General features: G+C 70.8%; 9 protein-coding genes and 4 pseudogenes. 6 read left to right on the top strand and 7 right to left on the bottom strand.

The window, feature by feature from the left end; genetic code table 11:
* Window positions 1–198: 198 nt before the first annotated feature.
* Window positions 199–991: pseudogene (locus tag BJF85_RS13705) on the bottom strand (ion transporter).
* 105 nt (window positions 992–1,096) lie between these two features.
* Entirely contained in the window at window positions 1,097–1,816 is a 720-nt protein-coding gene (locus BJF85_RS13700; protein WP_075847929.1) for a dienelactone hydrolase family protein, read from the bottom strand.
* 50 nt (window positions 1,817–1,866) lie between these two features.
* Here BJF85_RS13700 and BJF85_RS13695 point away from each other — a divergent pair, with 50 nt between their 5' ends.
* Complete coding sequence (locus tag BJF85_RS13695; RefSeq protein WP_075847927.1) at window positions 1,867–2,076, top strand: hypothetical protein; 210 nt, start codon at window positions 1,867–1,869, stop codon at window positions 2,074–2,076.
* Window positions 2,073–2,849, top strand: a complete 777-nt coding sequence (locus tag BJF85_RS28015) for a hypothetical protein (RefSeq protein WP_075847925.1) — start codon at window positions 2,073–2,075, stop codon at window positions 2,847–2,849. Before BJF85_RS13695 ends, BJF85_RS28015 begins: the two co-directional genes overlap by 4 nt.
* 29 nt (window positions 2,850–2,878) lie before the next feature.
* Here BJF85_RS28015 and hutI read toward each other — a convergent pair.
* The 4 genes and pseudogenes from hutI to hutH form a co-directional block, all read right to left on the bottom strand.
* Window positions 2,879–4,046 (bottom strand): annotated as a pseudogene (gene hutI, locus BJF85_RS13685) (imidazolonepropionase).
* Between the two features lie 17 nt (window positions 4,047–4,063).
* Window positions 4,064–5,391, bottom strand: a pseudogene (locus BJF85_RS13680) (formimidoylglutamate deiminase).
* Window positions 5,392–5,414: 23 nt separating this feature from the next.
* Window positions 5,415–7,041 (bottom strand): annotated as a pseudogene (locus BJF85_RS13675) (urocanate hydratase).
* Window positions 7,038–8,561 (bottom strand): histidine ammonia-lyase, encoded by a 1,524-nt coding sequence (gene hutH, locus BJF85_RS13670; protein WP_075847923.1) that lies wholly within the window; start codon window positions 8,559–8,561, stop codon window positions 7,038–7,040. The pseudogene BJF85_RS13675 and the gene hutH overlap by 4 nt, the downstream one beginning before the upstream one ends.
* Window positions 8,562–8,664: 103 nt before the next feature.
* Between hutH and BJF85_RS13665 the strand changes: the two genes are divergently transcribed.
* The 4 genes from BJF85_RS13665 to BJF85_RS13650 all read left to right on the top strand — a co-directional run bounded on the left by BJF85_RS13665 (window position 8,665) and on the right by BJF85_RS13650 (window position 13,820).
* On the top strand, window positions 8,665–9,474 hold the full coding sequence (locus BJF85_RS13665; RefSeq protein ID WP_255375615.1) for an IclR family transcriptional regulator: 810 nt from the start codon (window positions 8,665–8,667) through the stop codon (window positions 9,472–9,474).
* A 148-nt stretch (window positions 9,475–9,622) separates the two neighbouring features.
* Complete coding sequence (locus BJF85_RS13660; RefSeq protein WP_075847921.1) at window positions 9,623–10,960, top strand: alkaline phosphatase PhoX; 1,338 nt, start codon at window positions 9,623–9,625, stop codon at window positions 10,958–10,960.
* A 465-nt stretch (window positions 10,961–11,425) separates the two neighbouring features.
* On the top strand, window positions 11,426–12,817 hold the full coding sequence (locus tag BJF85_RS13655) for a hemolysin family protein (RefSeq protein ID WP_222844552.1): 1,392 nt from the start codon (window positions 11,426–11,428) through the stop codon (window positions 12,815–12,817).
* Window positions 12,810–13,820, top strand: a complete 1,011-nt coding sequence (locus BJF85_RS13650) for a CNNM domain-containing protein (protein ID WP_075847919.1) — start codon at window positions 12,810–12,812, stop codon at window positions 13,818–13,820. The genes BJF85_RS13655 and BJF85_RS13650 overlap by 8 nt, the downstream gene beginning before the upstream one ends.
* Window positions 13,821–13,848: 28 nt before the next feature.
* On the opposite strand, the gene BJF85_RS13645 is transcribed toward BJF85_RS13650, so the two are convergent.
* Window positions 13,849–14,853 (bottom strand): HNH endonuclease signature motif containing protein, encoded by a 1,005-nt coding sequence (locus tag BJF85_RS13645; protein WP_255375620.1) that lies wholly within the window; start codon window positions 14,851–14,853, stop codon window positions 13,849–13,851.
* Window positions 14,854–14,866 lie beyond the last annotated feature (13 nt).

Genomic DNA, 14,866 nt, shown 5'->3' with positions numbered 1-14,866 from the left:
CCAACCATGGTGATCCACTAACAAAGGTGAGCCGCCGCTGCGACCGCCTACGCAGCATTCACCGCCGCGGGTTCTCAGCGTGGTCCTGGCGAGGACAGCGACGACGAGGAGAATTGGACATTCGTGAGGAGGCGATCCCGCAGCCAGGACCGCGCTGAGGTTCCGCTACCTGCACCGAACGGCTGGTGAGCCCGAACCTCAATTGAAAAGTTGACGTTCGGGGCGGGTGGGTAGCTGCTGGGAGAGCTCGTCGTCGTCCTTCTGGTGGAGTCCGAGTTCGACGGCCTGGCGGATCTGTTGCCGGTTCTCGCGGACGACGGCGGCGAAGAAGTGGTCGATGCGGTCGTCGGCGAGTACTTCGAGGACGATGCGGATGACGGTGTCGGTGACCGAGTGCACGATCTCGTCGTGGAAGGGCAGGCGGCGGAGCGGCCGGCTTGGGGGTCGTTGCGCAGTTTCTCGGTGACGATCTCGCGCAGCATTTCCTTGTTCTGGCCGAGGGAGCGCGCGAGGTTCTCGGGGTAGTTGCCGGTTTCGAGGACGCGGACGACCTCGTCGAGCACGACGATGGTGATCGGTTTCTTGATGGCGTCGACGATGGTGTGCGAGTAGCGCTCGACGATGCGGCTGGTGACGCGTTCCCCGAAGGCCCGGTCGCGGTGCGGGCGAGCCGGACGATGACGACGACGATGCGCAGCAGCCGGAATCCGCGCAGCGCGGGGTGGGCGATGGGGATCATGCCGAGGATCTCGTACCACCCGCGGACGGGGAACATCTTGTCCCAGCCGGCCTGGCGCCACCGCCAGACGAACTCGATGAGGAACACGCCGCAGATGGCCGCGTCGATGATGAAGATCGTGTGGGCCGTGCGCTCCGGGACGTCGAAGAACATGACGTACGACAGCAGCGCCACGGAACCGATCGCCAACGCGAGCATCGCGAGGTCGACGATGCTCACCCGGCGGCCGGTTCGCGACGTTCCGGTGGTCATGGCGGCACATTGTGCCACCAATGATCACGACCTGTGGGCCGCGCCGCACCCGTCGGCCGCTCGGATCGGGCCAGGCGGGTGCGGCGCGCGGACTGTGGGCGGCGGTCAGCGGGTGGTGGCGTCGACGAAGGCGAGGACCTGGGGTTGGGACACGGCGTAGGCGTGTTCGTTGACCTCGGCGCCGTGGCTGCGGGTGTCGCTGAAGCCGTGGTGGGCCTGCGGGTAGAGGTGCACGATGGTCGCGGCACGTTCGTCGGTGCGCGACTGGAGCGCCTCCTGGAGCCGGTCGAACACCTCGCGGGGCACGGCGGTGTCCTGGCCCGGGTAGAGCATCATCGTCGGGGCGGCGATGCGGGCGCTCTCGGTGAACGCGTCGACGGTGTGGTTGGCGGCCGGTTCCGGGAAGACGGTCGGGTGATAGGCGACGACGTTGGCCAGGCGTGCTTCGCGGGCGCCGAGCAGCAGCGCGAACCGCCCGCCGAGGCAGTAGCCGACGACGCCGACCTTCTGCAGGCCGAGTTCGCCGAACATGTGGTCCAGCAGTTCCCGCATCTCGCCGAGGCAGTGCTCGTCGTCGAGGCCGTGCATCAGCTCGAACATGGACTCGAGCGGGGTGTCGTCCATGCTCACCCCGTCGAAGGGGTCCCAGCTCAGGGCGGTGACGCCGTGGCCGGCGAGTTCGGCTGCGAACTCCCGCACCCGTTCGCCGATGCCGGTGATCATGGGCAGGATCAGCATGCCGGCGCCGGTGGATTCCCGCGGTGTGGCCAGGTACACGTCCTGTTCACCGACGCGGACGGTCGAGGTGTCGATCTCGCGTGTCATGGGGTGCGAAACTATCCGCCACAGCGCAGTGCCTCTAGCAGGAGGGGACCATGACGACGACACGCACGCTCGCCGAGCAGGTGGGGCCGTTGCCCGATGGCATCGAAACCTTGTCCGACGAGCACAAACAGCTGCTCGCGGACGCGGTGCGGGATGCCAGGCGTGCCCAGGCCGCGACGTTGCAGACCGCCGCCGAGGACGCGCTGAAACACGTTCCGTTCGTCATCCGGCCCGCCGTGCGCAAGGCGGTGGGACTGTGACCGACGCTCTGGACCACCTGGCCGCGCGGGCCGAGGTCGTCAAGCTCGCCCGGGTCCTCGGTCAGGACGAGGAGCGCCTGGCGTTCCTGTACGACGTGCCGCCGGCCGACATTCGCGCGCTGCGCGACCAGGCGACCGACGCCCTGCAGGAGGCGCACCAGTCGGTGCTGCGCAAGCTCGTGTCGGCGGCGGGTCTCGTGCCGGTTCCGGTGCTGGCGACGCTGGCGCAGAAGGCGTTCGGCCCGCTGATCAGCGCGCGGCTGGCGGGCATGCTGGACACCGAGCGCGGCGTGGCGATCGCGCAGAAGTTGCCTGCGCCGTTCCTGGCGGACGTGGCCCGCGAGCTCGACCCGCGGCGCGCGGTGCACATCATCTCCGGGCTGCCCGTGGCGACGGTGACCGACGTCAGCAGGGAGCTGCGCCGCCGGGAGGACTGGATCACCCTCGGCCGGTTCGTCGGCGGCGGCGTGCCCACCGAGATCACCGAGGCGGGGCTGGCCGAGCTCAACGAACGGCAGGTGCTCGAGGTCGCGTTCGTGGTCGACGACAAGTCCGGACTGGGCGCCGTCGTCGAGCGCATCCCCGACGACCGGCACGTCGACTTCGCCCGTGCCGCCGACGAGTACGACCTGTGGCACGCACTGTTCGACCTGCTCGCCCACCTCGACGACGAGCTCAGGGCGACGGTCCTGGCCCAGGGCCTCGACGACGAGCTGCGCGAACGAGCCCAGGAACGCGCCGAGACCCTCGGCGTCACGGCGCTGCTGGACTGAGACTGCCGGACTGAACCGGCTGGGAGCCGTCAGGCGACCCGGGTGCCCGCTCGCCACACGGCCCAGGTGAGCGGGACGCCGGGACGGTAGGCCAGGTGCGTGGCCGACGGCGCGTCGAGCACGTGCAGGTCGCGCGCGCGCCCGCACGCACGCATCCCACGGCGCCGTCGCCGGTGGCCCGGCGCAGCGCCCGCGCGCCGCCTGCGGTCGCCGACCACACTGCCTCGCGGACGGTCATGCCCATCTGCAACACGGCGGTGGCGACGCAGAACGCCATCGACGTGGTGTACGAGCTGCCCGGGTTGGCGTTGCTGGCGAGCGCGACGGTGGCGCCGGCGTCGAGCAGCCGGCGTGCGGGCGCGAGGGGCTGACGGGTGGACAGATCGCAGGCGGGCAGCAGCGTCGCCACGGTGTCCGAACCGGCGAGCGCGTCGACGTCGGCGTCGGTCAGGTGGGTGCAGTGGTCGACGCTCGCAGCGCTGTGGCGCACCGCGAGCCGCACGCCCGGGCCGGTGCCGAGCTGGTTGCCGTGGACCCGCACCCCGAGACCGCGCGCGGCCGCCGCGGCGACGACCCGCTCGGCCTGCGCCTCGTCGAACGCGCCGTCCTCGCAGAACACGTCGGCCCAGCCCACGTGCGGCGCGACGGCCTCGAGCATGTCGCCGCACACGAGTTCCACATAGGACTGGGCATCGGTGCCGGGCGGGACGAGGTGTGCGCCCAGGTAGGTGACCTCGTCGGCGCGGCGGGCGGCGATCCGGGCGGACCGCGCCTCGTCGTCGACGGTGAGCCCGTAACCGGTCTTCGTCTCGAGGTACGTCGTGCCCTGCCGCACGGCCTCGTCGACGTGCCGGACCAGGGTCGCCTCCAGTTCGTCGTCGCTCGCCGCGCGGGTGCGTTCGACCGTCGTGGCGATGCCGCCCGCCCGGTAGGCCTCGCCCGCCATGCGCGCCTCGAACTCGGCCGTCCGGTCGCCGGCGAAGACCAGGTGGGTGTGGCTGTCGACCCAACCGGGCAGCACCGCCCTGCCGCCGACGTCCACAATGGAGTCCGCCGTCGGCGGGACCCCCGCCCGGCCCACCCACACGATCCGGCTGCCCTCCACGACCAGCGCCGCGTCGCGCAGCACCCCCAGCCCGGGTCGTTGGTCGTCAACTCACCGATCCCGACGATGGCCGTGGACTTCGCCGTCCGCATGGTCATCACGTCCCTCGTCACATCGTTCCTGACCGCGCCGTCCCTGGCTCCAGCAGCGGCACGGTCTCGGCGGCCAGTGCGGCGGCCGGGCGTTCGATCCGCGTGTGCACACCCTCGCTGACCACCGGCTCCCCCGCGACCACCACGTCGGTGATGTCGGCGGCGGACGCGGCCAGCAGCGCCCCGTCGGCGGACGATCCGGCGGTGCGGACGGAATCCAGTGTCACGGTGACCAGGTCGGCCTGCAGCCCGGGTTCGAGCCGGCCGACGTCGGGGAAGCCGAGCGCGCCGTGGTCGGTGGCGGCGGTGAGCAGTTCGTCCGCGGTGAACCTCCCGCGGGCCTGCGCGGCGAGGCGTTCGTTCAGTTCGAGGGCGCGGGTCTCCTCGAAGGCGTCGACGACGGCGTGGCTGTCGCTGCCGAGGCACAACCGCACGCCGACGTCGCGAGGGCCCGGGCCGGGCCGATGCCGTCGCCGAGGTCGCGTTCGGTGGTCGGGCAGAAACAGGCCCGTGCCGCGGCCGCACCCAGTGTCGACATGTCGGTCGCGGTCAGGTGCGTCGCGTGCACGGCCACGGTGTTGTCGGCGAGGAAACCGGTGCGCCGCAGCAGCTCCGTCGGGGTCACGCCGTGGGCGGCGAGGCATGCGTCGTTCTCGGCGGACTGTTCCGACAGATGGATGTGCAGCGGCCTTCCGCGTGCCCGCTCGGCCACTGTGGACAATGCTTCCGACGGCACGGCCCGTACCGAATGCGCGGCCGCGCCGAGGCGGACGTGTGTCCCTTCCGGACGGAACGCCTCTGCGCGCGCCGCCCACGCGTCGACGTCGCCGTCGCCGAACCGCAGCTGCACGCCCTCGAGTTCCCGGTCGAATCCGCCCGTGAGGTAACAGGTGTCGAGCAGGCAGATGCGGATGCCCGCGTCGCGGGCTGCCGCGACGAGGGCCGCGCCCATCGCGTTCGGATCGGCGTAGTGCTGCCCACCGGGCCCGTGGTGCAGGTAGTGGAACTCGCCGACGGTCGTGTAGCCGGCGAGCACCATCTCGGCGTAGACGGCGCGGGCGAGCCGGTAATAGCCGTCCGGGTCGAGGCGCTCGGCGAGCCGGTACATCAGCGTGCGCCAGGTCCAGAACGTGCCGCGGTCGCCGTGGGTACGTCCGCGCAGCGCGCGGTGGAAGGCGTGGGAATGTGCATTGGCCATGCCCGGCACCGTGAGTCCGCGCAGCACCGTCCCGCGTCGCGGCCGGCCCGTCTCGACCGCCGTGATCATCCCGCCGGCGACGTCGATGCCGACCCCCGAGTGCACACCGCCGGGCAGCCAGGCCTGTTCGCACCAGTACTCCGTCACCGCAAGCCCGGCCGGCGCGGCTGTCACGGGCCTGCCGTCGCGGTCGGCACGGTCAGCCCGCCGCGCCGGGCGGCGTCGACGGCCCGGTCGTACCCGGCGTCGACGTGCCGCAGCACGCCCGTCGCGGGATCGTTGCTGAGCACCCGTTCGAGTTTGCGGGCGGCGAGGTCGGTGCCGTCGCGACGGTGACCTGTCCGGCGTGGATGGACCGGCCCATGCCGACACCGCCGCCGTGGTGGATGGACACCCAGGTCGCGCCGGACGCGGTGTTGACGAGCGCGTTGAGCAGCGGCCAGTCGGCGATCGCGTCGGATCCGTCCTGCATGGACTCGGTCTCCCGGTACGGCGAGGCCACGCTGCCCGCGTCGAGGTGGTCGCGGCCGATGACGACGGGTGCCCGCAGCCGCCCGTCGGCGACCATCTCGTTGAACCGCAGTCCCGCGAGGTGCCGTTCGCCGTGGCCAAGCCAGCAGATCCGCGCGGGCAACCCCTGGTACGCGACCCGTTCGCCGGCCATCCGGATCCACCGTGCGAGGGAGGTGTTCTCGGGGAACAGCTCCAGCACGGCGCGGTCGGTGGCGGCGATGTCGGCCGGGTCGCCGGACAGCGCCGCCCAGCGGAACGGTCCCTTGCCCTCGCAGAACAGCGGCCGGATGTAGGCAGGCACGAACCCGGGGAAGTCGAAGGCGCGTTCGTAGCCGGCCAGTTGCGCCTCGCCGCGCAGCGAGTTGCCGTAGTCGAAGACCTCCGCCCCGCGGTCGAGGAAGCCGACCATCGCGGCGACGTGCTCGGCCATGGACTCGCGGGAGCGGTCGGTGAACTCGTCGGGTTTGGCCGCGGCGTAGTCGTGCCAGTCGTCGATGTCCACACCGGACGGCAGGTAGGCCAGCGGGTCGTGCGCCGAGGTCTGGTCGGTCACGATGTCGACCTCGACGCCGCGCCGCAGCAGCTCGGGCAGCACGTCGGCGGCGTTGCCGATCACCCCGACCGACAGCGGCCTGCGCGCCGACCGCGCGGCGGTGACCCGGCGCAGCGCATCGTCCAGATCGGACGCCAGCTCGTCGAGGTAGGCGGTGTCGAGCCGGCGCCGGGCGCGCTGCGGATCGCATTCGATGCACAGCGCCACGCCGTCGTTCATCGTCACCGCAAGCGGTTGCGCACCGCCCATGCCGCCGAGGCCCGCGGTGACGGTGAGCGTGCCGGCGAGGGTTCCGCCGAAGCGTTTCTCGGCCACGGCGGCGAACGTCTCGTAGGTGCCCTGCAGGATGCCCTGCGTTCCGATGTAGATCCACGAACCGGCGGTCATCTGGCCGTACATGGTCAGCCCGAGCGCCTCGAGCCTGCGGAACTCGGGCCAGGTCGCCCAGTCGCCGACGAGGTTCGAGTTGGCGATCAGCACGCGTGGCGCCCACTCGTGGGTGCGCAGCACGCCGACGGGTTTGCCCGACTGGACCAGCAGCGTCTCGTCCTGTTCGACCGTGGCGAGGGTGCGCACGATGGCCTCGTAGGAGGCGTGGTCGCGGGCGGCCTTGCCGGTGCCGCCGTAGACGACGAGGTCCTCGGGTCGTTCGGCGACGGCGGGGTCGAGGTTGTTGCGCAGCTCCGCAGCGCGGCCTCGGTCTGCCAGTTCTTCGTGGTCAGGCCGGTCATGTCTCCTCCACACAGGACAGCACGGCTCCGGATGCGATGAGCTCCTCGACGGCGGCGATCTCGGGCGCGAGGTGGCGGTCGGGCCCGGGACCGGCGACGCGGGTGCGCACGAGGTCGCGCACGGCCCCGGTCACGGGCGAGGGCTGCAGCGGTGCGCGCAGGTCGAGGGCCCGGGCGGCGGTGAGCAGTTCGATCGCCAGCACGGTGCGCAGGCCGTCGACGCCGCGACGCAGTTTGCGCGCGGCCGACCAGCCCATCGACACGTGGTCCTCCTGCATCGCGCTGCTCGGGATCGAGTCCACCGACGACGGCACCGCGAGCCGCTTGAGCTCGCTGACCACGCCCGCCTGCGTGTACTGGGCGATCATGTGCCCGGAGTCGACGCCGGGATCGCCGGCCAGGAACGCGGGCAGGCCGCGGGACCGGGCGACGTCGAGCATCCGGTCGGTGCGCCGTTCGGCGATGGAGGCCACGTCGGCGACGGGAATGGCCAGGAAGTCCAGGACGTAGCCCAGGGGCGCGCCGTGGAAGTTGCCGTTCGACTCGACCCGCCCGTCGGCGAGCACAACCGGGTTGTCCACAGCGGACACGAGCTCGCGGCCGGCGACGCTCTCGGCGTGGGCGAGCGTGTCGCGCGCGGCGCCGTGGACCTGCGGTGCGCACCGCAGCGAGTAGGCGTCCTGCACGCGGCGGCAGTCGGGGCCGCGGTGGCTGGCGACGATCTCCGACCCGGCGAGGGCCTCGCGGATACGCCGCGCGGACTCGGCCTGTCCCGGGTGCGGGCGCAGCGCCTGCAGGTCCTCGGCGAAGACGCGATCGGTGCCGAGCTGGGCCTCGACGCTCATCGCGGCGGTCAGATCGGCGACGTCGAGCAGCCGATGCAGGTCATGGATCGCCAGCGCGAGCATGCCGAGCATGCCGTCGGTGCCGTTGGTGAGCGCGAGGCCCTCCTTCTCGGCAAGCGTCAGCGGTGCGATGCCCGCCTGCCGCAACGCCTCCGCCGCGGGCATCCGCGCCCCGCCCGCGACGACCTCGCCCTCCCCCATGAGCGTAAGCGCCACGGCCGACAGCGGGGCCAGGTCGCCGGAGCAGCCGAGGGACCCGTACTCGGGCACGACGGGCGTGATCCCGGCGTTCAGCACCGCGGCGAGGGCCTCGACGGTCTCCGCGCGCACGCCCGTGTGCCCGCTCGCGAGGGTGCGCAGGCGCAACAGCATCAGCGCCCGCACGACCTCCGGCTCGACGGCGGGCCCCGCCCCGGCGGCGTGTGAGCGGATCAACGAGCGTTGCAGGTCGGCGCGGCGTTCCGGCGGGATGCTGCGCACGGCCAGCGCACCGAAACCCGTCGACACCCCGTAGGCCGGGTCCGTCGACTCGGCCAGCGCGTCGATGTGCGCCCGCGCCGCCGCGACGTTCTTCCCGGCCACCGCGTCGAGCGCCACGGGCGCCCCGGCGCGGGCGACGGCGACGACGTCCTCGACGCCCAGCTGTCCGGCCCCGATCACCACCTCGTTCGACATGCCCTCATTCCATCGCGTCGGCGGCCCCGCGGCACCGGGCGCGATACGGTTTCCGTCTCGGATCTCAGACAGCGCATCATCCCGATCGCAGGCAGGAACGCCCGTGGCCGACGAGCCGACTCCCGATCAGCCGGCGCAGGGGAACGTGCCGGCGCTGCGGCGTGGGCTGGCGCTGCTCGGGGTGTTGGCACGGCATGCGGGCCCGGTGTCGGCGGCGGCGTTGGCGCGCGAGCTCGACATCCCCCGGTCGACGACGTATCACCTGCTCACCGAGTTGCAGGCGGGTGGTTTCGTCGTGCACCTGCCGGCGGAGCGGCGCTACGGCCTGGGGATCGCGGCGTTCGAGCTGGGCTCGGCGTATCTGCGGCACGATCCACTCGAACGGCTGGCGGGGCCGATCCTGCGCCGGCTGGTCGACGACACCGGCCGCACCGCCCACCTGGGTGTCCTGCACGGCGGCGAGCTGCTGTACCTGATCAAGGAGCGGCCGCCGCAACCGCAGACGGTGGTGACCGACGTCGGGGTGCGGCTGCCCGCGCACCTGACGGCGTCGGGCAGGGCGATGTTGGCGCACCTGCCGCAGGCGCAGGTCCGCGCGTTGTTCCCGGCGGCGTCGGCGTTCGTGCGCCGCACGGAGCGTGGTCCGACCGGGCTGGCCGAACTGCGGGCCCTGCTGGCCGAGCACCGCAGGCTCGGCTGGGCCGTCGAAGACGGCCACGTCACCGCCGATTTCGCCTCGGTCGCCCACGCCGCCTTCGATCACGGCGGTCGTCCGCTGGCTGCGATCAGCCTGACGTTCCGGCACCGCTGCGACGGGCCGCCGTGCGGCCTGACCTGGCCGGAGCTCGCCGACCGGGTACGCGACGCCGCCGACGAGCTCACCACCCGTATCGGCGGACGACACGCGCAGTGACGACCCGGTGACGACCCGGTGACGACCCGCCGACAGTGCGTCGCAGGCCGTTCAAAGCTCGTTCATCACGACCTGCACGGCGGTCCATGTCGGAGGTGTGAGGTGAGTCCGACCTTCCCGGACTTTCAACTTTCAAGGAGTGTCAGTCATGGTCGACAGATCCACCACCTCCTCCAACCTGTCCCGCCGCGGTTTCCTCCGCAGCGGAGCCGCCGTCGGCGCCACGTCCGCGCTGCTCGGCATGATGGGAGCCACGACCGCGTCGGCGAAGCCGGGCCGTGGTCCGCAGCAGGCCGAGAACAACGGCGGGTACGGCCCGCTCGAGCCGGCCCCCGGTGGCGAGCTGCTGCTGCCCGCGGGCTTCACGTATGTCGCGTTCGGGCACACGGGAGCGCCGATGAGCGACGGCACGCCCACACCGGCGATGCACGACGGCATGGCCGCGTTCGCCGGCGAGGACGGGCGCATCCGCCTCGTGCGCAACCACGAACAGAGTGAGGGCGCGGCGTTCGCCTCGCCGTCGTACGACCCGGCCGCCGCGGGCGGTACCACCACGATGGTGTTCGACCCGGAGGCGATGGAGCTGGTCGACACGTTCCCGAGCCTCACGGGCACGATCCGCAACTGTGCGGGCGGCCCGACGCCGTGGGGGTCGTGGCTCTCGTGCGAGGAGACGTTCACCGGCCTCGACGTGGACATTCCGCACGGGTACGTCTTCGAGGTTCCGGCCGGTGCGGACGGCCCCGTGGACCCGGTGCCGTACAAGGCGATGGGCCGGTTCACGCACGAGGCCGTCGCGATCGACGACGCGACGGGCATCGTGTACCAGACCGAGGACCGTGGCAGCGCCGGGTTTTACCGTTTCATCCCGAACACGCCGGGCGAGCTCGCCGCAGGCGGCAAGCTGCAGATGCTGGCGATCAAGGACAATCCCGGGTTCGACACGCGGCTCGGCCAGCGGCCGAACCGGACGTTGCCGGTCGAGTGGGTCGACATCGACGATCCGGACCCGGACAGCGACGACAGCCTCGCCGTGGCCCGGCAGGGCTGGGCCAAGGGCGCGGCCGTGTTCGCACGTCTCGAGGGGTGCTGGTTCGGCGGCGGGTCGATCTACCTGGTCTCGACGGACGGCGGCGACGCCGGTATCGGCCAGGTGTGGGAGTACCGGCCGCGTGGTGACTCGGGTGGCCAGCTCTCGCTGGTGTACGAGTCGACAAACCCGGACCTGCTCGAGAGCCCGGACAACATCTGCGTCTCGCCGAACACGGGCGGGTTGGTGCTGTGCGAGGACGGCAGCGGGAAGGATCTGCTGCGCGGCGTCACGAACCGGGGCGAGATCTTCGACCTCGCCGAGCTGAACTCGTCGAACACGAGCGAGCTCGCGGGTGCGACGTTCTCCCCGGACGGGAAGATCCTCTTCTTCAACGTCCAGTCGCCGGGCATCACCTATGCCATCACCGGGCCATGGGAGCGCGGAGCGCTCTGACGGGCAAGCAGCGCGGAGCGCTCTGGCCGGCAAGCAGCGCGGAGCGCTCTGGCCGGTAAGCAGCGCGGAGCGCTCTGCCCGGCAGGCAGCGCGGAGCGTTCTGGCCGGCGGCGGTGAGCAGGGCGGCGGTGGCGGTGGTTCGGGGGAACCGCCGGGGCCGCCGCCCTGCTCATGTCGGTGCCGCCGCCGGTGATCTCACCGTTCGTATCGAAGGTCGTCACGAGCGGTAACGGCGGGGTGTGAACAGGAATGCGGCGGTCGTCGCATTTGTCAGTCCGCCGACACCTCATTCCGGTACGCTTTCGGTACCGCGTTTCGCCCGTGTACCGTCCGGCTACACCCGGATCAGACCCGCATCGGGCGACGCCGGAAACCCTGTTTCGGGATCCCACCAGGAAGGACGATGGACGACAGTTGTAGTACCGGCACCCGGACCATGGACGAGCCGACCGGAAGGTGGCTCACATGATCTGGGCCCTCAGCCTCCTGCTCGGAATCGTCGTCATCCTGGCTGTCATCGTGGCCAACGGCTACTTCGTGGCCCAGGAATTCGCGTACATGGCGGTGGATCGTTCGCGTCTCGCCGCGCGCGCCGAGGCCGGTGACCGCTCCGCGAAGCGTGCACTGGCGATCACGCGCCGTACCTCGTTCATGCTCTCGGGCGCCCAGCTCGGCATCACCGTCACCGGCCTGGTCGTCGGTTATGTCGCCGAACCGCTGGTCGGCCGCGCGCTCGGCACCGCACTCGGCGGCGTCGGGGTGCCGATGGCCGTCGGGATCACCGTCGGCACGGTGCTGACGCTGGTGTTGTCCACGTTGGTCCAGATGTTCATCGGTGAGCTGTTCCCGAAGAACCTGGCGATCGCCGCGCCGGAGCGCATCGCGCTGATGTTGGCGACGTCGACGACGGTGTATCTGAAACTGTTCGGTTGGTTGATCTGGTTTTTCGATACCGCGTCGAACGCGCTGTTGCGCCTGTTGCGCATCGAGCCGGTGCACGATGTGGAACATTCGGCGACCGCCCGCGACCTCGAGCACATCGTGGCGGATTCGCGGGCGAGCGGTGATCTGCCCGCCGACCTGTCGGTGTTGTTGGACCGGGTGCTCGACTTTCCCGATCAGGACGTGGAGCACGCGATGATTCCGCGGTCGCGCGTGGACGTCGCGGAGGCCGATGACACGGTCGCGCACGTCCGTGAGCTGATGGCCGCAGGTCACACGCGGTACCCGGTGGTCGACGACGCCGAGGATGTCGTCGGCGTGGTGCATCTGACGGATGTGTTGGCGCGCCCGAAGGACGATCCGACGCCGCTGCCGGAGATCGTGCGCAAGCCGTTGATCCTGCCGACGGCGATGGCGTTGCCGGAGGCGTACCGCCTGCTCACGACGACGCGCAACGAGCTGGCGTGCGTCGTGGACGAGTACGGCGGTTTCGCGGGCATCCTCACGATCGAGGACCTGGCCGAGGAGCTGGTCGGCGAGTTGCAGGACGAGCACGACGACGCCGAGCCTGCGCCGTTGACCCCGGAGGACGACGGCACCTGGGTGGTGTCGGGCGATCTGCACGTCGACGAGGTGGAGCGGGCCGTGGGCCATGATCTGCCCGAGATGGACGTGGAAACGATCGCCGGGTTGGCGATCTCCGTACATGGTTCGCTGCCCGAGCCGGGCACGACGGTGGCGGTCGAGTTGCCGCCGTCGGCGTCGGATCTGGTGTTCGACGAGCCGGCGCGGCTGCCTGAGCTGCACATCGAGGTGCTCGATGTGGATCGCACGTGCCGTCGCGGTTGCGGTTGCGGCTGGAGACGAGCGCGGACCGGGTCGACATGGCCGGGCAGGAGGAGAGCCGATGAGTAACCCGTGGGTCGTCGTCGCGGCGACGGTGTTGATCATCGCGGCCAGTGCGTTCTTCGTGGCCGTCGAGTTCGCCACGCTCGGTGCGAAGAAGCATCGTCTCGAGGAGGCCGCGGCCACGAGCCGGTCGGCGCGGGCGGCGTTGCGGAGTTCGCGGGAGCTCACGTTGTTGTTGGCGGCGTGTCAGCTCGGGATCACGGGCTGCACGCTGGCGCTGGGTGCGGTGAGCAAGCCTGCGGTGCACCATTGGCTGACGCCGTTGCTCGATGCCGTGGGTGCGCCGTTGTGGTTGGCCGATGCGGCTGCGTTCACGTTGGCGTTGATCGCCATGACGTTCTTGCATCTGGTGATCGGCGAGATGATGCCGAAGTCGTGGGCGATCGCGCATCCCGAGCGGTCGGCGACGGTGTTGGCCCTGCCTGCGCGCGGGTTGATCGCGGTGTTGCGTCCGTTGCTGCGGTTGATCAACGACGCGGCGAACCGCCTGGTGCGACGTGTGGGTGTGGAACCGGCGGACGAGGTCGCGACCGGGCAGACGCCGGAGGGTTTGCGCCAGTTGGTCAAGCATTCCGTCGAGGCCGGCACGCTGGACGGCGCGTCGTCGGAGCAGTTGTCGGGTGCGCTCGATCTGCAGCGGGTGCGTGCCGGTGACATCGTGTCGGGCCCACCGGTGACGGTGCCTGCCGATGCGACAGCCGCCGACGTGCGCCGCGTGGCGCGCGAGTCGGGTCACCTGCGCATCCTGGTCGGCGTCGACTCCAAGTCTGTGGTCCACGTGCGCGATTCGTTGATGTTGCCCGACGACGCCCCTGTCACCCCGGTGACGCACCCGGTGCTCGAACTGCCGCCCGATGTGCCACTCTACACGGTGCTGACGCGGATGCGCGAGACGTCGCAGCACCTGGCCATCGTGTCCACTCCGGACGGCCGCCAGGTGTTGACGATCGCCGACCTCCTCGGTCGCGTGCTCCCGGGCACGGACGCCGCCGCCGACGCCGGAGTCTGATCCCGCCGTAGTCGAGGCCTCGCCTCGACTACGGCGGACCATCGGCGTCACCGCTGTGGTCGGGTCTCGACGATCGGGGTTCGAGGACGGTCTCGCGTTTGTCGGCGTAGGTCGCGCCGAGCGGGGTGGTGACCGACGACGTTCCGTGGAGCGGGTCGTAGGCGTGGATCCAGCCGGGTGCGTTCTTGAGTCGGTGGTGTTTGCGGCATCGGGGCGCCGCGTTGTCGACGGCGGTTGAGCCGTGGTCTTTGGCCCACTGCTTGTGGTGGTCGAAGTCGCAATGCCGGGCCGGTCGTCGGCACCAGGGGACGATGCACATGCGGTCGCGGACCTCGACGACCTTGCGGATCGTCGAATTCGGACGATAACTGGTGCGGCCCAGGTCAACGGGGTTGCCGGTGGCCGGGTCGCAGAGGACTTTGCGCCAGATGGACTTGGGGTTGGTCATGATTTCGCGGGCATAGGTCGCCGGGATCGGTCCAACGCCGTCGATCGAGGCTCCCGTCTCGGACATCGACAGGGCGGTGTCGATGGGCATGTGGAGATAGACCATCGCGGCCGACTGCGGCACGGTGACGCCGGGGTCGTTGCCGATGAGTAGGTCAGCGAACACGTCAGCGCGAAGCTGGTCGAGGTTGCGTGAGGAGTCGTTCAGCCGAAGCTTGCGCGCCATCGCATCCACCCGCGCGTAGGCCGCTGAGGCAACGTCGGAAGGCAGATCGGCCGACAACCGCGACTGGGCATACACGCCATGGTCGAGCGTCACCTTCCGACCTTCGTGCGCCATACGCGCTGCGGCGGTCTCGGCACCAGGATCGACCTGCTTGACGATCTGCGAAGCATGCCAAGCCATATTCCGAGGCTGCCACGCCGTCAGAGACAATCGAGAAAGCTTCTCCTCCAACAGCCGATCAACCTCAAGAGCATCGAGATCAGAGACCGGCGCGACAGTATTCAGCACCCGCTCGGCGCAATACCGATCCACCTGCCCCTCGCGCATAGCCTGCAACAGCCGAGGCATGCGATAAGTCAAAGCCAAAGCGGTA

This window comes from Saccharomonospora sp. CUA-673, from assembly GCF_001942305.1.
In the GTDB taxonomy this organism is placed as follows: Bacteria; Actinomycetota; Actinomycetes; order Mycobacteriales; family Pseudonocardiaceae; genus Prauserella.
Note: the sequence above shows the minus strand (reverse complement) of the source record. Positions and strands in the feature narration are given on the sequence as shown.

What these genes read in the sequence shown, in the direction of transcription:
- BJF85_RS13695 (WP_075847927.1), top strand. Translation starts at nt 1,867, where the DNA reads ATGACGACGACACGCACGCTCGCCGAGCAGGTGGGGCCGTTGCCCGAT.
- BJF85_RS13655 (WP_222844552.1), top strand. Translation starts at nt 11,426, where the DNA reads ATGATCTGGGCCCTCAGCCTCCTGCTCGGAATCGTCGTCATCCTGGCT.
- BJF85_RS13660 (WP_075847921.1), top strand. Translation starts at nt 9,623, where the DNA reads ATGGTCGACAGATCCACCACCTCCTCCAACCTGTCCCGCCGCGGTTTC.
- hutH (WP_075847923.1), bottom strand. Translation starts at nt 8,561, where the DNA reads ATGTCGAACGAGGTGGTGATCGGGGCCGGACAGCTGGGCGTCGAGGAC.
- BJF85_RS13650 (WP_075847919.1), top strand. Translation starts at nt 12,810, where the DNA reads ATGAGTAACCCGTGGGTCGTCGTCGCGGCGACGGTGTTGATCATCGCG.
- BJF85_RS13700 (WP_075847929.1), bottom strand. Translation starts at nt 1,816, where the DNA reads ATGACACGCGAGATCGACACCTCGACCGTCCGCGTCGGTGAACAGGAC.